General features: G+C 74.9%; 14 protein-coding genes. 6 read left to right on the forward strand and 8 right to left on the reverse strand.

From position 1 onward, the window contains the following. The 3 genes from HNR25_RS06745 to HNR25_RS06755 are packed head-to-tail and all read left to right on the forward strand — an operon-like array spanning position 1 to position 1,396. A complete protein-coding gene (locus HNR25_RS06745; protein WP_376767475.1) occupies positions 1 to 438 on the forward strand; it encodes a roadblock/LC7 domain-containing protein in 438 nt (145 codons plus the stop codon). Positions 439 to 450: 12 nt separating this feature from the next. Next, positions 451 to 825 (forward strand): DUF742 domain-containing protein, encoded by a 375-nt coding sequence (locus HNR25_RS06750; protein WP_184633848.1) that lies wholly within the window; start codon positions 451 to 453, stop codon positions 823 to 825. After that, complete coding sequence (locus tag HNR25_RS06755) at positions 806 to 1,396, forward strand: GTP-binding protein (protein ID WP_184633849.1); 591 nt, start codon at positions 806 to 808, stop codon at positions 1,394 to 1,396. The genes HNR25_RS06750 and HNR25_RS06755 overlap by 20 nt, the downstream gene beginning before the upstream one ends. A 78-nt stretch (positions 1,397 to 1,474) precedes the next feature. Here HNR25_RS06755 and HNR25_RS06760 read toward each other — a convergent pair whose 3' ends face one another. Next, complete coding sequence (locus HNR25_RS06760) at positions 1,475 to 2,071, reverse strand: DUF1707 SHOCT-like domain-containing protein (RefSeq protein WP_184633850.1); 597 nt, start codon at positions 2,069 to 2,071, stop codon at positions 1,475 to 1,477. A gap of 381 nt (positions 2,072 to 2,452) precedes the next feature. Beyond that, complete coding sequence (gene pgfA / locus HNR25_RS06765; RefSeq protein ID WP_184633851.1) at positions 2,453 to 3,388, reverse strand: cell envelope lipid trafficking protein PgfA; 936 nt, start codon at positions 3,386 to 3,388, stop codon at positions 2,453 to 2,455. A gap of 276 nt (positions 3,389 to 3,664) precedes the next feature. On the opposite strand from pgfA (HNR25_RS06765), the gene HNR25_RS06770 reads away from it, so the two are divergent. Next, a complete protein-coding gene (locus tag HNR25_RS06770) occupies positions 3,665 to 5,065 on the forward strand; it encodes an acyltransferase family protein (RefSeq protein ID WP_376767476.1) in 1,401 nt (466 codons plus the stop codon). 149 nt (positions 5,066 to 5,214) lie between these two features. Here the strand turns inward: HNR25_RS06770 and HNR25_RS06775 are convergent, their stop codons facing one another. Next, positions 5,215 to 7,272, reverse strand: a complete 2,058-nt coding sequence (locus HNR25_RS06775; protein ID WP_184633853.1) for a hypothetical protein — start codon at positions 7,270 to 7,272, stop codon at positions 5,215 to 5,217. 171 nt (positions 7,273 to 7,443) lie between these two features. On the opposite strand from HNR25_RS06775, the gene HNR25_RS06780 reads away from it, so the two are divergent. Both HNR25_RS06780 and HNR25_RS06785 read left to right on the forward strand, forming a co-directional pair. After that, positions 7,444 to 8,190, forward strand: a complete 747-nt coding sequence (locus HNR25_RS06780) for a class I SAM-dependent methyltransferase (protein WP_184633854.1) — start codon at positions 7,444 to 7,446, stop codon at positions 8,188 to 8,190. A 74-nt stretch (positions 8,191 to 8,264) separates the two neighbouring features. After that, a complete protein-coding gene (locus tag HNR25_RS06785) occupies positions 8,265 to 8,996 on the forward strand; it encodes a class I SAM-dependent methyltransferase (protein ID WP_221458240.1) in 732 nt (243 codons plus the stop codon). A gap of 148 nt (positions 8,997 to 9,144) precedes the next feature. Here HNR25_RS06785 and pgfA (HNR25_RS06790) read toward each other — a convergent pair whose 3' ends face one another. The 5 genes from pgfA (HNR25_RS06790) to HNR25_RS06810 all read right to left on the reverse strand — a co-directional run bounded on the left by pgfA (HNR25_RS06790) (position 9,145) and on the right by HNR25_RS06810 (position 18,616). After that, positions 9,145 to 10,227: a cell envelope lipid trafficking protein PgfA gene (gene pgfA, locus HNR25_RS06790; RefSeq protein ID WP_312862392.1), complete on the reverse strand. Its 1,083-nt coding sequence runs from the start codon at positions 10,225 to 10,227 to the stop codon at positions 9,145 to 9,147. After that, on the reverse strand, positions 10,224 to 14,816 hold the full coding sequence (locus HNR25_RS06795) for an alpha-(1->3)-arabinofuranosyltransferase domain-containing protein (protein ID WP_184633856.1): 4,593 nt from the start codon (positions 14,814 to 14,816) through the stop codon (positions 10,224 to 10,226). Before HNR25_RS06795 ends, pgfA (HNR25_RS06790) begins: the two co-directional genes overlap by 4 nt. Further along, positions 14,813 to 16,294, reverse strand: a complete 1,482-nt coding sequence (locus HNR25_RS06800; protein ID WP_312862393.1) for a glycosyltransferase family 4 protein — start codon at positions 16,292 to 16,294, stop codon at positions 14,813 to 14,815. The genes HNR25_RS06795 and HNR25_RS06800 overlap by 4 nt, the downstream gene beginning before the upstream one ends. Positions 16,295 to 16,541: 247 nt before the next feature. Beyond that, complete coding sequence (locus HNR25_RS06805) at positions 16,542 to 16,682, reverse strand: hypothetical protein (protein WP_184633857.1); 141 nt, start codon at positions 16,680 to 16,682, stop codon at positions 16,542 to 16,544. Further along, the gene (locus HNR25_RS06810) at positions 16,679 to 18,616 is read right to left on the reverse strand and encodes an MmpA family trehalose lipid delivery protein (protein WP_312862394.1); all 1,938 of its coding nucleotides are present in this window, start codon (positions 18,614 to 18,616) and stop codon (positions 16,679 to 16,681) included. Before HNR25_RS06810 ends, HNR25_RS06805 begins: the two co-directional genes overlap by 4 nt. Positions 18,617 to 18,635: the final 19 nt, after the last annotated feature.

The raw sequence follows: 18,635 nt of genomic DNA on the forward strand, positions 1-18,635 counted from the left end.
GTGACGAACAACGCCGCAAAGGATCTGAACTGGCTGCTGGACGGACTCGTCGAACGAGCCGTCGGCGCCAGATACGCGATCGTCCTCTCCGCCGACGGGCTGCTCATGGGGAGCTCGGAGGGGCTGGGAACCGACGACGCCGAGCACCTGTCCGCAGTCGCCTCCGCCTTCCAGAGCCTGGCCCGGGGCACGGGCCGCCAGTTCAACGGGGGCGAGGTGCTGCAGACGGTCGTGGAGATGGAGAACGCCTACCTGTTCGTCAGCGGCTCCGGAAGCGGAGCCTGCCTCGCGGTCGTGGCCGAGGAGAGCTCGGACGTGGGGCTGGTCGCCTACGAGATGAACGTACTCGTCGAGCAGGTCGGCCGGTTCCTCGAAGCCTCGCCACGCGCCGAGTCGGCCGCCGGGCCGGGCGAACCCACCCCCGGCACCTCCGCCTGAGGAGCGGCGGCCATGGCAGAGCATCCGGAACCGGGCAGCGACGGCGACGACGCGGAATCGCTGGTCCGGCCCTACGTCATCACCCAGGGCCGCGAGCACTCCGACGCGGTCCGACTGGACATGATCAGCGTGGTCATCGCGGCGCGCGCGGACGTGGACGAGATGGCGCTGGAACCCGAGCAGCTGCGCATCCTCGAACTGTGCGGACGCCCCCTGTCGGTCGCCGAAGTGGCGGCCCACCTGGACATGCCCGTCGCCGTCGTCAAGGTCCTGCTCGGCGACCTCATCGGCCGGGGATACGTCCTGGCCCGTGCCCCCTACACCCAGCAGAGCCCGGTACACCGGGACGTACTCCAGGCGGTACTCGATGGAATCCAACGACTCTGATCGATCCGGCACCCCCATCATCCCCTCGGCGATCAAGATCCTCGTCGCGGGTGGTTTCGGCGCCGGCAAGACGACCCTCGTCGGTGCGGTCAGCGAGATCGTCCCGCTGAGCACCGAGGAGGTGATGACCGAGGCCAGCGTGGGCGTCGACGACCTCGCCGGGGTCGAGCGCAAGCAGACCACGACCGTCGCCCTGGACTTCGGCCGCATCACGATCAGCGACGATCTCGTGCTCTACCTGTTCGGCACCCCGGGCCAGCAGCGCTTCTGGTTCATGTGGGAAGAGCTGGCCCAGGGCGCGCTGGGCGCGGTGGTGCTGGCCGACACCCGCCGGCTGGACACCTGCTTCCCGTCCGTCGACTTCTTCGAGCGGCACGGGGTCCCGTTCGTGGTGGCGGTGAACTGCTTCGAGGGCGCCCACTACTACACCGAGCAGGAGGTCACCGAAGCGCTCACGCTGAACGAGCGGGTTCCGGTGCTGCTGTGCGACGCGCGCACCCGCGCATCGGCCAAGGAGGTGCTGGAGACCCTCGTCCGCCACGTGGCAGCGACGGCGGCCGCGCCCGCCTGACCGGGCAGCCGCCGGCCGGTTCCACGACCGCCGTGCGGGCCGCGCCGCGTCGACGTCGAGGCGGCGCGGCCGGGGGCTTTAGCGCTTCTGCCCACGCCGGTAGCGGACACGCACGGCGCCGGCGTGGGTCTTGCCGCGGACCACGAAGTGCACGGCGCCGGATCGCGGTGTGGCCGGGACCGTCATGTACACGTTGGCGTACTTGGTCCGCAGGTCGTCCACGTTGGCGGTGGCCCCTACGGGCAGGGTGAGGACGGTGCCGGCGCCGTGGACCGAAAGCTCGATCTCCACGACCGGGTGCCGGATGGTCGCCCCGCTCATGTCCAGCCTGACGCCGCCGTAGCGCGAGGAGACGCGCAATCTGCGGGGCACCGCCCAGTCGCCGCGGCGGCGCAGCGTGGCCGTTTCGGTCGTCAGCTCCACCGCCTCGTCCTCCCCGGCGGCAGGCGGCGGGCGGTGCACCGGGGCCGCGCCCTCGCCCGGCGCGGGCAGATCGGTCACCAGCTCCCGCAGCTCGTCGTCGAAGACGGCCTGGTAGGCGGCCGAGTTGCGGCGGTCGAACTCCGCCAAGTCGAGGCGTCCTTCGGCGTAGGCGTCGCCGAGGTGCGTGGCGACCTCATCGCGCTCGGCATCGGAGACGCGCTTGCGCGGACCGGGGGGCGGGGTCTGCTCCATGGCCGGATCCTACTCGGTACCGCTCGGCGCCCGCCGCCGGGAACGGGACGAGGGCGCGCACAGGTCCGGGCGGACGCCGTCGAGCGGGCAGGCGCCGCCGGAGGCCGTGCGGAACAGGGCGAATGCGGCGGTGCTCCAGGCGAGGGAGCGGGGGCGGTGGGCACACCCGCCGTCCCCGGCGCGGCACACCAGCAGGTTCGTCCGCCGCTGCTCGGGGTGTGCCGCGCGCGGCGGTTCCCGTGCCGTACCGGGGCGGCGGCTGCGGGGGCGGCGTCCCGGCCGGGCTCCCGGGTGCGCGGGTTCCCGGCCGGGACGGTCGCGTCCGCCCTGCGGCGGGCGGCGGGGCCCGGATCGCCCATCCGGCCGGCGGCCGCCGCGGCGTCAGTGCGCCGTACGCGTGTTCCGCACGCCGGTGCCGATCAGCATCAGGCCGCCGGCGATGACGAACACCGCGCCGAAGACGACGCAGGCGAGCGGGATGACGGTGCGCAGCAGCGGCAGCATGATCATGCCCTGCGCGGCGCTCTCGATCTGGCCGTCGACGGTCTCGTCGTCCCAGACCAGGGTGCCGTCGAAGAGCACCAGGCGCTCTTCGCCGTCGACGACGAAGCCGCGGTGCTGGTCCTCGCTGAGGCCGATCGGCACGCCGGTGGTCGGCTCGATCCAGTAGGTGCGGGTGACGCTGTACATCTCGTCGCCGGTGACATCGCCGTCGGCGCCGTCCATGCCCTCCAGCAGGCTCGCCGGCAGGGTGCGCTCGCCGACCTTCTCGGATTCGACGACCTGCTCGAACCGGTAGGTGTCGATGCCGTTGTAGGCCTCTTCGCCTTCGAAGGCGATGGGGCGGGTGAGCCGGCTGGTGGTGTCGAAGAACCGGTAGTCGCGCTGCTCGGTCAGGAACGGGAACTTGAAGATCTGGCCCTTCTGCTCGACCTCCTCGTCGCCGACGGAGCTGTCGCAGCAGTCCACGCCCCGGCCGTCGACGCGGTCGTGGCCGGCGCGGCGGTAGGTGGAGGTGATCGCGGAGTCGCGCTCGACGTCCTTGACCCAGGTGAACTGGTCCCAGACCGCGGTGTCGGCGTCGCTGGCGGCGACGTCGCCGCGCACCGTCGTGTAGGCCTCCACGGTGGCGCCTTCGACCAGCTCGGTCTCCTCGGCGCTGAAGTAGGTGATGTCCTCACCGCGGTTGACGGTCTCGTTGTAGTAGTCCAGGGGAGCTTTCATCAAGCTCTCGGCCGTCCAGTACCGCAGCATGGGGGCGAGGACCAGCAGGCAGACTCCCAAGGCGATGAAGACGACCGCGGCGGTACGACGCATGAGCCCTCCTGGGCGAGAACGGGCGGGGGTGGGCGGGGCGCTGGTCCGCAAGGGGACGCCGCAACTGGAACCCGGTTCAGTTTCGGGTAGAGTACTGCCCCACAGTGGGCTGCGTCACCAAGGCGTGGCCGAATATTTATAACCGGTTCTAGTATGGCGACGGGGACGTCGGGCGCCGCGCTGCGATCCGTTCACCCCGGCACCGCCGGGATCCGCAGCCCCCGGCCGCCGGCGTCCCGCCGCGGCTCCGAGCAGACGACACGGGAGGGTCGGCCAGTGAGCGGTGCCTCCGAGGAATCCCCCGCCTCCCCCGGACCCTCCGGGAGCGGTACGGGCGGCGCCACACCCCCGGACTCCCCGCACGGCGCTCCCGCCGCCTCCGCCGCGGACCCGTCCGACCCGCGGTGGCGCCTGCCCCAAGTGCGCGGGCACCTCGCCGGACTCGACGGCATCCGCGCCCTGGCGGCGCTGCTGGTGCTGGTCTTCCACGTGGGCATCGAGACCGGCGACGCCCTGGCCCCCGGCCTCTCCGGCGCCCTGCTGGCCGGCGGCGAGATGGCCGTTCCCCTGTTCTTCGCGCTGTCGGGGCTGCTGCTCTTCCGCCCGTGGGCGCGCGCCGCGCTCGACGGCACCGCCGCCCCGCCGGCCGGGTCCTACCTGCGGCGGCGGGCGCTGCGCGTGCTGCCCGCCTACTGGATCGTCGCCCTGGCCGCCCTGCTGCTGTGGTCGCGCGACCACCTGGACTCGGTGTCGGCCTGGGTCGAGATCATGACGCTCACCTTCGTGTTCGAGACCGACCCGTGGTGGGTGGGCACCGGCCCCGCCGGCCTCGGACAGATGTGGAGCCTGTCGGTGGAGGCGGCCTTCTACGCCGCCCTGCCGGTACTCGGGCTGCTGGCGGTGCGCACGGCCGGCCGCACCCGCGCCGCCGACACCCGGACCCGCGCCCGCCGCATACTGGTGTTCCTGGCGGTGCTGACCGCGCTGTCGGTGCTGGCGCTGGTGCCCCAGCACTATCCCGAGCCGCGGCCCTACATGTTCTCCTGGCTGCCCCGCTGCCTCGGCCTGTTCGCGGTGGGCATGACGCTGACGGTGCTCAGCGAGTGGGCCTGGCGCGAGCCGGGCGCCGACGGACCCGTGCGACGGCTGTGCCGCACCCTGTCGAACAACGCGACACTGTGCTGGGCGGTGGCCGGCGGCTTCTACCTCGTCTCCGCCACCCCGGCGGCGGGCGACCGGTTCGTCGGCGCCGCCGAGCTGTGGCTGTCACTGGTGAACACGGCGGTGTCGATGGCGTTCGCGTTCTTCGTCGTCGCGCCCGTGGCGCTGCGCCCCGAGCGCCCCGGTGCGCCGCCTCCGGCCCGCGCCGGAGGCGGCGCGTGGCTGGAAGCGCTGCTGGCCCATCCGGTCATGCGCTACCTGGGCCGCATCTCCTACGGCATCTTCCTGTGGCAGTTCGTCGTGCTCTACCTGTGGCGCGATTTCACCGGCGCGCAGATGTTCACCGGTTCGTTCTGGATGGACCTGACCGCGGTGGCCCTGGGGACCGTACTGCTGGCCGACCTCACCCACCGCTTCGTCGAACGTCCCCTCGCCCAGCGCTACAGCTCATCCGGCAGCCTCCGGCGCCGGCCCCGCACCCGGCCGCGCGCCGACCGCCGCACCCCGATCAACTGACGGGGCCGGCGACCGGCGCCGTCCGGCGACCGGCGTCCCCTCCCGTCCGGGTGCCGGATCCGCCGAAAACGATCTCGGGGTTTTCACCGTTCTCCGGCACTGCGCCGGTAACGACCTCGCGCCAGGCGGGGCCGGGGCGGCCGGGCTTCCTACCGCCCCTGCTGCCCGTCCTGCTCCTGCCCGTCCTTCTCCTGCTCCTCCTGCTCCTCCTGCTCCTGCTGCCCGTCCTGCTCCTGCTGCCCGTCCTGCTCCTCCTGCCAGGGGTCTCCGGCGGTGACCGGGTCCAGCGCGCCGAAGGTCACCCATTCCATGCACAGCCGATCGGCGTCGGTGTCCAGGGTGATCTCGGGTCCGGCCCCGGGGACCGGCACGTACCGGACGCCGCCGTCGGGGGCGGCGGGCAGGCGGGCGCTCACCCAGGCGTCGCCCAGGACGGCGCCCAGTTCCGTCTCCTCCTCCGAGGTGTAGGAGACCGTCAGGACCTGCATGGGGCTGCCCGTCCCCTCCACGGGCCAGCGCACCCGGCCGCCGATCGTCGACGCGCACTCCTCGTCCTCGGGCGGCCCGAAGTAGGCGCTGTCCTCGCCCGGCTCGGCCGGAACCAGGAACCCCGCGTCGTTGAACACCAGGGCCGATCCCGCCGGTTCCGGGTTCCGGATGCGCTCCTGGACTCCCGGGGCCGCGAGCGGGCTGAGCAGGTGGGAAGTCAGCCGCCGGGGGCCGTTCCACGGCAGCACGATGTCCGGGGGCACCGGCCGCGGGTAGATCCCGGCTTCGGCGGGCACCTCGCTCACCGATCGGCGCGCCGTGTCCAGGTACCAGCGCACCCGGTCGCCGCTGAGGGTGTCGGCGAAGGCGTAGGTGGACAACGAGCCCACCGCCGTCATCGCCGCGGTGGCGGTGACGGCCACGGCGCGCGCCGCACGCCGGGGCGGGCGCCGCCGCTCGGTGTCCTGCTCGTTGCGCACCGGAAGGTAGGCCAGGGCGAGGCAGAGCGCGAAGACCAGTGCGGCGTCGGCCACGTAGCGGGGGTCGTAACCCACGGCCGGCTCGTAGCGGCCGCGTGCGATGACGGTGGGAACCGCATCGACCACCAGCAGGTAGCCGACCAGGAGCGCCCAGGCGCGCCAGGCGCGGCGGCGCACCGCCAGGCTCGCCAGCACGGCCAGCAGCAGCCCCGCCCAGGCGGCGGCGACCGCGGCCGCCGGAGGGTTGAGCAGTCCGCCAGTGGCGGTGACCGGGGTCCACTCGACCGGCCCGCCGACCGCACCCACGGGGAAGGTTTCACCCAGCATGCGCCGCAGGATGCCGACGGCGACCGCGGGCGAGGGAAGGTCGGCCCCCTCGCCTCCGGCGCTGCCCTGCCGGGACAGGTACAGCATCCCGTAGCCCACCGAGAGCATGCCCATGGACACCCAGAAGGGCAGGTCGCGGTCCACCGTGCGCCAGAGCACCCCCGGAAAGCGCCCCGGGACCAGGAACAGCGCCGCCACGGCCAGCAGCAGCACGGGCAGGAACACGGCTTTGCCCGAGAAGGCCATGCCCAGCGCCACGGCCCCGGCCGCCATCCACGCGTAGCGGGTTGCGCCACTGCGCAGGTACCGGACGGTCCACAGCAGCGACAGGGCGGTCGCCAGTTGGAAGGGCACCGCGTTCAGGGCCGCCGACCACCAGGCCAGAACCGGGACGGTCAGTGGGGCGGCGGTATAGACGGCAAGGGGAGCGATGACGGCCCACCGCCGCCCGAAGAGCTCCCACAGCAGGGCGAACACGGCCGCGGCGGCGCCGGCCTGCAGGAGGAGCATGGTCCCCGACGCAGCGGTCCAGTTGTAGGGCGCGGTGCCGGCCAGGATGTAGGCCAGCATCCGGGCCCCCGGCATCAGGTGGCCCTTGTGCAGGTCGGTGAGGTAGCCCAGCGCCAGTCCGGTGTCGGCGGCGTCGCCGAACAGCAGGAAGTCGTCCTCGACGAAGTAGGCCGACCGCAGCACGTGGATCTTCAGCGCGAGGGAGACGACGACGAGGGCCGCGCCCACGAGGACGACGGGGTCGCGCATCGCCCGGCCCGCCCGCGCGGTCAGGGCCGCCGCGCGGGAGTCCGGCCGCCGGTCCTCCGGGGGGTTCTCGCCCCGGTCCGCCGCTTCCGCAAAGCCGGGAGCGCGCGCGGCGGAGGCGGAGGAGGCCGCCGCGGGAGCATCGGCGTCGTTCATGGCGCTCCACTATTCCAGACGTGTCCGGTTGACGCCCCCCGTCGCAGAGGTGCCAGAATACAACACGTTCCACCTTGACCGGCGATCGTCGCCAGACACCCGCCAGAGCAGCGACAAGGAAACGAGAACCGGCTTCACCGCGGTTCTCCGGAAGCGCCGAGGAGCGGCCACGTGGGTCTCGACGAGGTACGTGCGGACTGGACCCGGCTGGGTTCGTCGGAACCGCTGTGGGCGGTGTGCGTCGATCCCGCCAAGCGCGGCGGCGGATGGGGCGACGACGAATTCCTCGCCTCGGGGGCCGCGGAGATCGACGCCGCGCTGGGCCGTTTGACGGACCTGGGCCTCGACCCGGGACAGCACCGCGCGCTGGACTTCGGATGCGGCGCCGGGCGGCTGTCCAACGCCCTGGCCGGACACTTCGCGGAGGTCGTGGGCGTGGACATCTCCGAGCCGATGCTGGCCGAGGCGCGCCGCCTCGACCGCAGCGGCGGCCGGATCGGCTTCCGGATCAACGACACCCCGGATCTGGGCGCGTTCGGCGACGGCTCCTTCGACCTGGTCTACACCGATCTCGTGCTGCAGCACCTGCCGCCCGCCCTGGCCGAGGGCTATGTGCGCGAGTTCGTGCGCGTCCTGCGGCCGGGCGGGGCCATGGTGATCGGCGTCCCCGACCGCGAGCGGCCGACGGCGAAAGGGCTGGTCTTCCGGTTCGCGCCGTGGCCGCTGATCCGGCTGGCCCAGCGGCGCCTGCTGGGCTATCCCGCGCCGATGCGCATGCATCCGCTGCCCCGTAGGCGGCTCGCCGCCGTGCTGGCCGAGGGCGGCGCCCGCATCGCCGCTTCCGACGCGTATTGGGGCGGCGGCCACTGGCGCCACCTGCGGCACTACGTGCGACTGCCCGCCGGGGAGGCGCCGTGAGCGGCGACGGGTCCGGTGCGCGACCGGAACCGCCGCCGGGTACCGGCGCCCCGGCCGCGCCGTTCAGGGCGACGCTGGCGCGGTCCGCCGCGCTGTTCGCGGCGTTCCGCGCGGAGCAGACCGACCCCGACCGCTTCTACGGCGCCCTCGCCCGCGACACCGTCGCCCAGTTGCGGTCCTACACCGCGTTGGACCGGGCGGTGGTGGTCGACGTCGGCGGCGGCCCCGGCTACTTCGCCGACGAGCTGCGCGCGGCCGGCGCGCGCTGCGTGTGCGTCGACCCCGATCCGGCCGAACTGCGGCTGCGCGACGGCCGGGCGCCGGACACCGCGATCATGGGCAGCGCCCTGCGGCTGCCGGTGCGTTCCGGGTCGGTGGACGTGTGCCTGTCCTCCAACGTGCTGGAGCACGTACCCGAGCCGGCTGCGATGGCGGCGGAGATGGTGCGCGCCACCCGCCCCGGAGGGCTGGTCTACCTCTCCTACACCCTGTGGCTGTCGCCGTGGGGCGGCCACGAGACCTCGCCGTGGCACTACCTGGGCGGGCGCTACGCCGCCGAGCGGTTCGCCCGCCGCAACGGCCGGCGCCCCAAGAACGACTTCGGCCGGACGATGTTCGCCGTTTCGGCGGCGCGGATGCTGCGCTGGGTGCGCGCCCGCTCCGACGTCGAGGCGGTCGACGTCGTGCCGCGCTACCTGCCCCGCTGGATGAAGCCGGTGGTGCGTATCCCGCTGCTGCGCGAGATCGTCGCCTGGAACCTGCTGCTGGTCCTGCGCAAGCGGACCGACGCCCCGACCGCCGGGTAGCGCGCGCCGCGGGGACCGGTGGCCGGCAGCCGTCCGATGCGCCGGGAGTCCGGGCAGGGGCGTCGGGGGGCGCGAAACGCCATGGCGCGGTACTTTCCTCCCCGCCGCTCGCGCTGTTCCGGCGGTGCGGGACCGGACGACGGCGCACCTAAGAACGCGCCCGAGGCTGCGTTTCGCCGCGGGCCTGCGCCGCCGCGCGGCGGGCGCGCACTGCTCCGGCCAGGGCCCACACCGCGGACGCACCGCCCGCCGCGCCCAGGCCGATCGGCAGCCAGGAGCGCACCGCCCGCAGCAGGGTGCGCCGCCGCTCGGCCGCGCCGGTCTTGGCGTCCGACAACTCCTCGGCCATGCGCAGATCGGCGTCGAGCAGCAGGCGTTCGCCGTCCCCGTTCTCCGGTCGCAGCGTCTCGTGGCGCACCTCGCGGGCGTCGACCACGCGCCCGGTGACCGGTTCGACCCACAGCGTCCGCTCCAGTTCGAGCCAGCGGTGGGCCTCGACGGTGCCCGGCCGGTCCAGGCCCAGCTCCCGCGCCGGCACGGGCCGGGCGGAGTCGGGGACCTGGGCGGTGTCGACGGTCTGCACATAGCGGCGCACGAACAGCCCGCCGACGGTGGCGCCGCCGTCGAAGACCATCGGCGGCGCCGCGCGGAGGTCGGCGTCGTAGAAGGGGTACTCGTCCCAGGTGCCGCCGGCGGGCCACCGCAGCACCAGTCCCGCTTGGCGCACCTCGCGGTCGCCGCCGACGTGCTCGCCGCAGCAGTTGACCGCGGTGCCGGTCGCGCGGTCCACGACGACGCGGCGCTCCCGGTAGGCCAGCGGCGTGCCGCCCGAGGACACCTCCGTGGACATCCGCCACGCGGTCCAGTCGGAGTTTCCGGGCGCGTAGTCGCCGCTGATCTCGGTGAGCCGCTCGACCGGGGCGCCGCGCACCTCGTCCCACGCGCCGGTGTCGAGGTAGGCGGCCGAGTCGTCCGTCAGGCGCATGGTCAGCTCGGCTCGGGCGGGGATCTTCTCCAGCTCGCCGGCGACGTAGAAGCGCAGCATCAGCGCGGAGGTGATCAGGAACACGGCGGTGGCCAGGGCGATGAGGCGCCCGTTGCGGGCCAGCGCCGCGGACACGGCCCGGCTCCCGGGCCGCCGGGGGCGGTCGGGGACCGGGCCGCCGGGGCCGGCTGTGTCCCAGGCGTCGCGGCCGTCACGAGCGTCGGAGCCGCCGGAGCCGGCCGTCACGTGCGCACCTCCTGTCCGGGTCCCCCCGCGTCGTCACCCGCGGGGCCGGCCGCGTCGTCGACCGTTTCGTCGGCCGCAGGTGCGGCCGCGGACCGGGGCCGGTCCCCGTCCGCACCGTCCGCGCCGTCCGCAGCGGGCGCTGCCGCCTGCGCGGGCGGGAGCGCGGCGGCGGGCGTGCGGGTGGGGCCGACGGGGTCGCCGAGCGCGAGCAGCAGCCGGGCCAGCGCGGGCAGGCACAGCGCCTGGGGCGCCCATTCCCGCAGCGGCCCGCCGAGCAGGTCGCTGATGTCGTGGAAGGGGAGCTGGTGCGCCAGGTAGGTGCCCGCGCCCAGGCAGACTCCGGCCGCGGTCAGGCACGCCACCACCGGCCAGGGCCCCGCCAGGACGCGCAGCAGCCGCCCGCCCAGCGCCGGGCGCCCCGGCCGCGCGTGGCGCAGGGAGCGCGAGGGTGCGCGACCCAGCCACCGCACCAGAACCAGCGCGCCGCCCACGACCGCGGCTCCGGCCGCTCCGCCGACCCACAGCCCGTACAGCACGCCCGCCGGCGCCAGGACGAACCGCGGTATGCGACCGGGGCCGGCTCCGGGCAGCGCGGTGCCGCGGTCGAGGAGCGCGGGGCGCCCCGGCACCGCCCCGGCACCGCCGCCGCGCCGGAGCCTGCGCCGGGCGGGGCGCGGCGGTCGGGCGGGGGCGGGCCGGCGCAGCGCCAGAACCGCCACGGCCAGAGCGAAGGCGGCTCCCGCTGCCAAGGCCGCGTGGTAGGGGCCGTCGGGCGTGTAGCGCAGCGTGACCTCGCCGGCGGTGCCGGCCGGGAGGCGCCAGGCCTGCTTCCAGCCGTCCAGGCGCACCGGTTCCAGCGGGGCGCCGCGCCCCTCGACCGACGCTTCCCAGCCGTCGTTGAAGTTCTCGTTGACGACGAGGAAGCTGTCCTCGTCGACGCCGACGGTGAACCGGCGCTCGCTGTCGCCCCACCCCGCCATCGCGGTCACCTCCGCCATGGCCACCTCGTCCGACGCCGCGCCGCCGGTCCCGCCGGCGCCGGGGACGGACAGGGCGGAGCCGGGTCCGGTGAGCACGGCCGAGTGCACCCGGTAGCGGTTTCCGGGCTCGACCAGAAGCCGGTTGCCGCCCTCCTGGACCGGCACCCCCGAGCAGCTCTCGTAGCGCAGCGGTTCGCCCGCGACCTGGTCGGCCAGCGTGCCCGAGGTGATGCGGGTCTCGACCCGCTCGCCGTTGACCCGCAGAACCGGGCCCAGGCCGCACACCGTAGCGGCGTCGCCGCCCTCGACGGCCGGAAGCGGCTCGACACCGGGCAGCGCGACACGCCGCACCTCCAGCGGCCGACCCTCCGGCGGGGCGAAGCTGATGCGCAGGTGCTCGGTGGTGACGGGGTCGAAGCCCAGGGAGCCGCTGCCGTCGAGCGACCCGCTGCGCACCGTGCCGCCCGCCTCGACGGTGACGCCGATCGGGTCGGCCGCCGCGTCGGGCCGGGCGAAGTCCACCCGCAGCCCGCCGATCTCGGTGCGCTCGCCCAGCTCGACGTCGACCCAGGGCGCGTCCTCGTCGGGGTCGGGGTACCACACGGTCGCGTCGTCGCCGTCGAAAGCGTTGCGGCCCATGGCGGCGGGGTGGTCCACCGAGGTGGAGGACGAGGTCACCTCGGGGTAGCCGCCGGCGCGGTTGGCGGCGTTCTCCACGTCGTGGGGGTCGGTCACCACCGTGCGCCCGGTGACGGTGTGCTCGCCGTAGGCGGCCGATCCGTCCGCGTCGAACGTGCGGTCGAAGGTGTAGGCGTCCTCGCCCTGGACGGCCAGGCCGGGGTCGCACACCCACACGCGCGATCCCTGCATGCATCCGGGGACGGTTCCGGTGGAGCCGGTGAACACGAACGCGTCGGCGCCCTCGGCGCCGGGCACCCGCAGTGTGCGCTCGGCCTGCATCCCCGGGACGGTGACGCCGGTGATCCCCACCCGGGTGCCGAACCGGTACTCCGGTTCCCACGCCAGCTCGTCGACGCGGATGCGCAGCGTGGAGGTCGCACCCGAGGGGGCGGTGAACGCCTGCGGGTCCTCGGTGGCGGCGACGGCGGCGGTGGTGCGGTCGTCGTCGGTGATCAGACTGATGCGGGCCGGCGGCGGCTCGCCCGGGATCCGCTCGAACGCGATCTCCAGCTCCCCGACATCCCGCGGCTCGTCGAACTCGATCTCCAGCCACTGGCCCACCGCGCCGGCGAACGCGCTGGAGCGCCACGAGGTGTCGAGGGCGTCGTCGAGGGCGGAGAAGGGCATCCGGCCGGGGTCGCGCGCGGCGGGCAGGGCGCCGGCCCCGGCCTCGGAGGAGGAGGCGGTGACGTCGGCGATGCCGGTATAGCGGGCGGCGGTGGTGTAGTCGTTCCATGCGGGATCGGCGATTTCGGGGGCGGGCGCGTCGCGCCGCTCGTCGTCGGGGGTGAGGGTGTTGCTCGCGTTGCGGCGGACGTCGGAGTAGACGACTTCGCGGCGGCGGGCGGTGTCGGTCACCACCGTGTTCTCGGGGGCGATGTCCTCGGCGCCGGGGTCGTCGCCGACGATCACCGGCCGGTCGCCGGTGATCATGCCCTCTTCGGCGAGGTCGAGCAGGGCTTCGGGGCCTCCGGTGACCCGCACCGCCGCGTCGGCGGGCACGGTGCCCACGCGGGGCGCGGCGGCGTCGACGGTGTAGACGTCCAGCGACCGGTAGGGCTGGTCGTACCAGTCCGACGCCTGCCGGGGGTCGGCGTCGCCGACGGCGGGGCCGAAGGACGCGGCGCGGGAGATGCCGGGCGCGTCGGCCAGCGCCTGGTGCACGCGGGCCGGCCAGCCGCCGTTGAGCTCCCGGCGGTCCAGGTCGTTGCGCACCAGCAGGTGGTCGACGCCCATGCGGGCCAGGGTGGCGGTGAGGCCGGCGGAGCCGCGCCCGGAGGAGATGCGCTGGTCGATCTCCCGGTTGAGGCGCGAGACGCCCGCCGATCCCCACGGGATGATCTGGTGGTTGGTCCAGGCCGATTCCATCAGCGGCTGCATCGGCTCGTCCATCGGGCGGCCCCACTGGTACTCGCCGCGCGCCGATCCGGGCACGGCCATGGTCGTGCCGGAGCCGCTGCGGGAGTCGAGCCAGTCCGCGGCTTCGTACCAGTAGGCGGGGATCCGCTCGAACCCGCCGGGGGTGGCCATGCCCACGGTGGCCACGGGCGTCAGGGTCGCGGCCACGGCCAGGGCGCACGCGCCGGCCCCGGCGCGGTAGACGGTCCCCGGTGCGGTGCGCCGGAGCCGGCTCCCCGCGTCGGCGCGGGCGACCGCGGCCCGGCGGGCGCGGCGGTCGGCGGCGTCGCGCGCGAGGACGACGGGCAGCTGGGCCAGGCCCAGCACGACGGGCAAGCGGATGAGCGCGTCGAACTTGTGGGTGTTGCGGAAGGGGCTCAGCGGGCCGTTCAGCAGGTCGCGCATCGTCTCGGCCAGCGGTCCGGTGAGCGCCCCGGTGTAGCCGGCGACGACGATCGCGGTTCCGGCCAGCAGCGTGGTGGTCAGAAACAGCCGTTCGGGCGTGCCCCGGTTGACCAGTCCGGCCAGGGCCAGGCCGGCCACCAGGGCCGTGGCGGCGGCCATCGCGGGGCCGGTGGACAGTTCGGCCCCGGCCGGCAGGGTCGACTGGCCCGCCGCGGGGATGTAGCCCATCCAGTTGTCGGCGCCGCGCAGCGCGTTGGTCAGGGTCGTGATCTGGGTGGTGGTGGCCGCGTCCTCGGTGTAGGGCATGAACGAGAACACGTAGCGGCCCATGAGCAGCAGCGGGGCCAGCCACCAGAACGAGACCAGGAACAGCGCGGTCAGCCACCAGGCCAGCAGCCGGCGTTTGCGCGGGCCGGGCGCGCGGGTGAGCAGGTAGATCAGCGGCACGACGAGCACGGCCAGCTCGGAGGCGGCGTTGGTGCCCGAGCAGAGCAGGAAAGCCAGCGCCGACAGCGTCGCCGCGCGGATCGGCGGTCTTCCGCGCCGGGTGCCGTGCACCAGGGGCAGCAGGATCCACGGCAGCAGCAGCATCGGCTGCAGCTCCGCGGAGTTGTAGGACAGCAGCGTGAGGACCCGCGGCGCCAGCGCGTAGGCGGCGCCCGCGAGGATGCGGGTGTGCAGGGTGCCGATGCCCAGCGCCTCGGCGAGTTTGACCGTGCCGAGGAACGCCGCGCACAGCAGAACCGACATCCATACGCGCTGGACGAGCCATTCGGGCATGTCCAGGCCGATGAGCAGCGCGTGGAAGGGGCCGTTGGGGAAGAAGTAGCCGTAGGCCTGGTTCTGCAACTGGCCGAAGTAGGCGGGGTCCCACAGGTGGAGGGCGCGCTCCAGGAACCCCATGGGGTCGACGACCAGGTCGATCTTGGTATCGCCGACGATCTTGGCGGGGTCCAGGCTCAGCGCGGCCGCGCACAGCAGCAGGCACCCGCCCAGCAGTTTGAGGCGGCGCACCAGCGCGGCGTCCTCGGGCCCCGCTGTTCCGCCGCCGGCCGCGCCGGAGGCCTCCGGCGCGGGATCGGGTCCGGTACCGCGGCGCCCGCCCCCGGTTCGGGGACCGGTCACCGCGCCGCCTTCGGAGCGTGCACCGGGCCGGGGCCTCCCGGCTCGGCGGCGGTGCGGCCCGGACGCACGGGCCGCCGGGCGGCGTCGGACCGGCCGGCCGCGGCGGCGTCCCGGTCGACCGGTGCGGCGCCGGCGTGTGCGCCCGGGCCGGCGCCGGGCTGTTCGCCGGGGGGTGCGCCGGTGATGAGCCGCGCCATCTCCGCGCCGCTGTACTCCCAGGTGAAGCGGGCCGCCCACGCGCGGCAGGCGCGGCGGATGCGCGCGGCACGGACGGGGTCGCTCAGCTCCCGCAGCGCCGCGGCGACGACGTCGCTCAGGTCCTCCCCCTCGTGTACCAGCCATCCGGTCTCGCCGTGGCGCACCGAATCGCGGAGGCCGTCGACGTCGAAGGCGACGGTGGGTACGCCCAGGCCCGCCGCCTCGATCACGGTCAGCCCCCAGCCTTCGAACTCCGAGGCCGTCACGTGCAGCAGCGACCCGGCCAGCACCGCGTTCTTGCGCTCCTCCGGCAGGAACCCGTGCAGGCGGACGTGGTCGTGCAGCCCGTCGCGCTCGATCTGGCCGGCCAGCGTGGCGCTCTCCGGGCCGCGGCCGACCACGTGCACCCGCAGCCGGGGGTAGTCGCCGCGCAGGTCGCGGGCGATGTCCACGATGCGCGAGACGCGCTTCTGCACCACGAGCCGCCCCAGGCTGACGAGCGCGGGCGAGCCCGTCTCGGCCTCGTCGAGGAAGCCGTCGGGAGCGACCGGCTGGCGGCGCGGGCCGCCGTTGTGGATGACGGTGATCGGGGCGCGCCAGCGCAGTTTCGTGCGCATGGCCCGGCGGGAGGAGTCCGAGACCGTGACGGTGGGGCAGTTGCGGTAGACGCGGCTGGCCACGACGCTTTCGACGAACCGGCCGAACCAGGCCAGCGGCCGGCTGAAGTAGGCGTCGAACTGGAGGTCGTGGACGTGGTGCACGACGCTGACCACCCGGGTGCGGCGCGGTAGCACCAGCCGGGAGAAGAAGGGGATGCCGTTCATGCAGTCCAGGGCGGCGTGGAATTCGCGGCGCCACAGCAGCAGCCACACCATGACCAGCGGGTAGACGGTGAACTTGCCGCCCATGCGGCGGATGACGATGCCGTCGCGGGTCTCCACACGCGCCTGGTCCGGATCACGGCTGGTCAGAAACGTGACGACGGCGCCGCGTTCGGCGAGGTGCCGGCTGATGCGCCAGGCGTACTCCTCGGCGCCGCCGGCCGCGGCCTGCCAGGGGTCGCGCCAGTTGATCATGACAGTACGCAGGCCGGCGAGGTGCGGCCCGGCGGTCTCCTCCGGGGCGGCGGCCTCGGTGCGCCCGCCGCTCGCCGCGCGGGCGGACTCGGTGGCGGGCCCGCCGGGCGCGCCGTACTCCGGATCGGCCGCGGCGGGCGGCGCGAGGACCTCGGGTCCGGGTCCGGGCAGGTCCGGGAAAAGGGGGATCTGCTGGAACGCCACATGCTCTCCTGTTCCGCCCGTTCTGCCGGGCCGCCCGGAGGGCGGGTGCCTGCGGCGGCGGGTGCGGCGCCCGGATCGGGGAGCCGGAAGCGGGGCACGGCCGGGGGTGGGATCGGTGTGGACCGCGCAGCGGGGTGCGCGGGCGCCCGTCGGTGCGGAGTACCTGCGCCTGCAGCGCCGGCAGCCCGGGCCGCCCCGGCGGGCGGCCCGGGGCACGGGCTCGGCTGTGGTCGGGGGGACGGCCGACTCAGCGGTCGCCGTAGTTGTACAGCGACTGGTTCACCGGTTCGGTCTCCGACGATGCTTCGGTGGCGACGGTGGTGCCGACGAACGCGAGTCCGCCCGCCAGAGCCGCACCGATGACGCAGGCGGCGACGATTCTGATCACGTGGGGTTCTCCTTCCGCGATACCGCGGCCCGGGGAGGTCCGGTACGCAGGGAAACAAGACTAGAACCTGATCCACCCAAGGACCAGATAATTGTCCCAACTGTAACGAACCATGCCGTCGCTTCCAAGACCGAAAGTTCGTCATTCGGCGGATCGACAAGCCGATCCGGCACCTCCAGCAGGAGCAGCCGCGACCCGTCGTGCACGGCCCCGAGCGCACCCCCGCCCGATGAGAACCTGTTATCGTCCGCGAGCGGACCGAGCGCCGCCGCGTCGGCGCCCGACAGCCGCTCGGCCGCGTGGCGTTCCACCAGGATGTAGCGGATCCCGAGCTCGCCGAGAGCGGCGCTGTAGCGGCGGACGCCGGGATCCGCGGCGTGCAGCCGGGCGACCCGCCGGGCGAGCGGATCCTCCCCAGCGGCGACCCGCACCGCGGCGCCGTCGCCGACCCGCAGGGCGTCGTTGAAGACGGTGCGGCGCCCGAACAGTTTCGCGGCGGGGTCGAGGACGACGCGCTCGCCTCCGCCGGCGCTCCAGTCCAGGCCGCGATAAGCGCTCCACGGCAGGAGCAGCACCCGGCCCGGGCGCGGATCGGCGTCGGCGATGCGCTGGACCCGGCGCCATTCGCCCGGATAGTCCACGGCTTCGAGCCGCCCGCCCGCGCCCCACAGCAACCCGGGCAGCAGCGCGATCGGAACGGCCGCGAGCAGCGCGCCCGCTACGGCTCCGGCCCGCTCCCCGGCCCGGCGAGCGTCCGCGGGTGCCGCCGCCCCGGCTCCGCCGGAGCCCGCCGCAGGACCGCCCGCCGCGCGGCACACCCACAGCACCGCGGCGCCGACGCCCGCCGACTGCAGCAGCGCCAGTGGAGCCACGTAGAGCTGGCCGTCGCGCAGCGGCCCGAACCCCGCCCACAGCCCGATCATCCCGGACAGCGCCGCGCGCCCCGGCCCGGTGGTTCCGGCCAGGGCGATGCCGAGCCCCACTGCCCCGGCCGCCGAGAGCCCCGCTCCGAACCCGCGCGCTCCACCGCGGCGCACCAGCCACACCCAGCCCGCCACTCCGGCCGCCGACAGCGTCAGCCGGCAGGCCGCCGGCAGCGGCTGCCCGAACCACTGCGGAACGGCGTGGGCGTTCCAGATCCCGCCCAGCGACAGCAGCGAGCCCGCGACACCGAAGGGGGTGTCGGCACGGGCGGCGAACAGCCCGACCGCCGCGGGGTCGGCGCGCGCCCCGCTGCCCAGCGCCGGAACCAGCCACGGCAGCGACAGCACCGCGATGGCCGCGGCGAGCGCGCCGCCCGCGCGCAGGCCGCGGCGAGCGCCGCGTGCGCCCGCCACCGTCGCAGGCAGCCCCGCCAGGGCCGACAGCACCATCGCGGAGAACCCTCCGGCCGCCGCCGGCAGCAGCGCCGGAACCAGCCGCAGAGCGTCGCCCGCCCGCGGCGGGCGCTCCGCCGCGGCCATCCTCCCCACGGCCGCCAGCAGCCACGGCAGTCCCGCATAGCCCAGCAGCATCGCCCACTGCCCCAGCAGCAGCCGTTCGGCGACGAACGGGTTCCACACGTAGAACGCGGCCGCCGCGGCGCGCGCCGCCGTCCGCCCGGCCGGGCCCGCCCAGCCGCCGGGCAGCAGCCGCCCGGCGCCCGCGCCGGCGAGGGTGAACACCGCCATCAGCAGCAGCGCCTGGGCGGCGTCGCCCGGAAGCACCGCGCCCAGCGCGCCCAGAACCGCGTCGCTGGGCACCGCCCGCGGAAATCCCCCGCCGCCGCCCAGGGTGACCTGCGTCAGCGGCGGATCCGGCACGGCCGCCATGTCGTAGCGCAGCACGAAACCGGGGCCCAGCGCGGGCCCCAGCGCGAGCGCCCCCGCGGCCGCGCCCACGGCCCAGGGCAGCAGGCGCTCGACGCGGCCGGGGCTCAGTGGCGGCGACGCCACCGCGGCGCCCTTCCTCCGG

Origin of the sequence: Streptomonospora salina (assembly GCF_014204715.1) — a bacterium.
In the GTDB taxonomy this organism is placed as follows: Bacteria; Actinomycetota; Actinomycetes; order Streptosporangiales; family Streptosporangiaceae; genus Streptomonospora; species Streptomonospora salina.

Bases quoted from the DNA above. Each gene is read 5' to 3' on its own strand.
- HNR25_RS06750 (WP_184633848.1), top strand. From the start codon at position 451: ATGGCAGAGCATCCGGAACCGGGCAGCGACGGCGACGACGCGGAATCG.
- HNR25_RS06775 (WP_184633853.1), bottom strand. From the start codon at position 7,272: ATGAACGACGCCGATGCTCCCGCGGCGGCCTCCTCCGCCTCCGCCGCG.
- pgfA (WP_184633851.1), bottom strand. From the start codon at position 3,388: ATGCGTCGTACCGCCGCGGTCGTCTTCATCGCCTTGGGAGTCTGCCTG.
- HNR25_RS06755 (WP_184633849.1), top strand. From the start codon at position 806: ATGGAATCCAACGACTCTGATCGATCCGGCACCCCCATCATCCCCTCG.
- HNR25_RS06760 (WP_184633850.1), bottom strand. From the start codon at position 2,071: ATGGAGCAGACCCCGCCCCCCGGTCCGCGCAAGCGCGTCTCCGATGCC.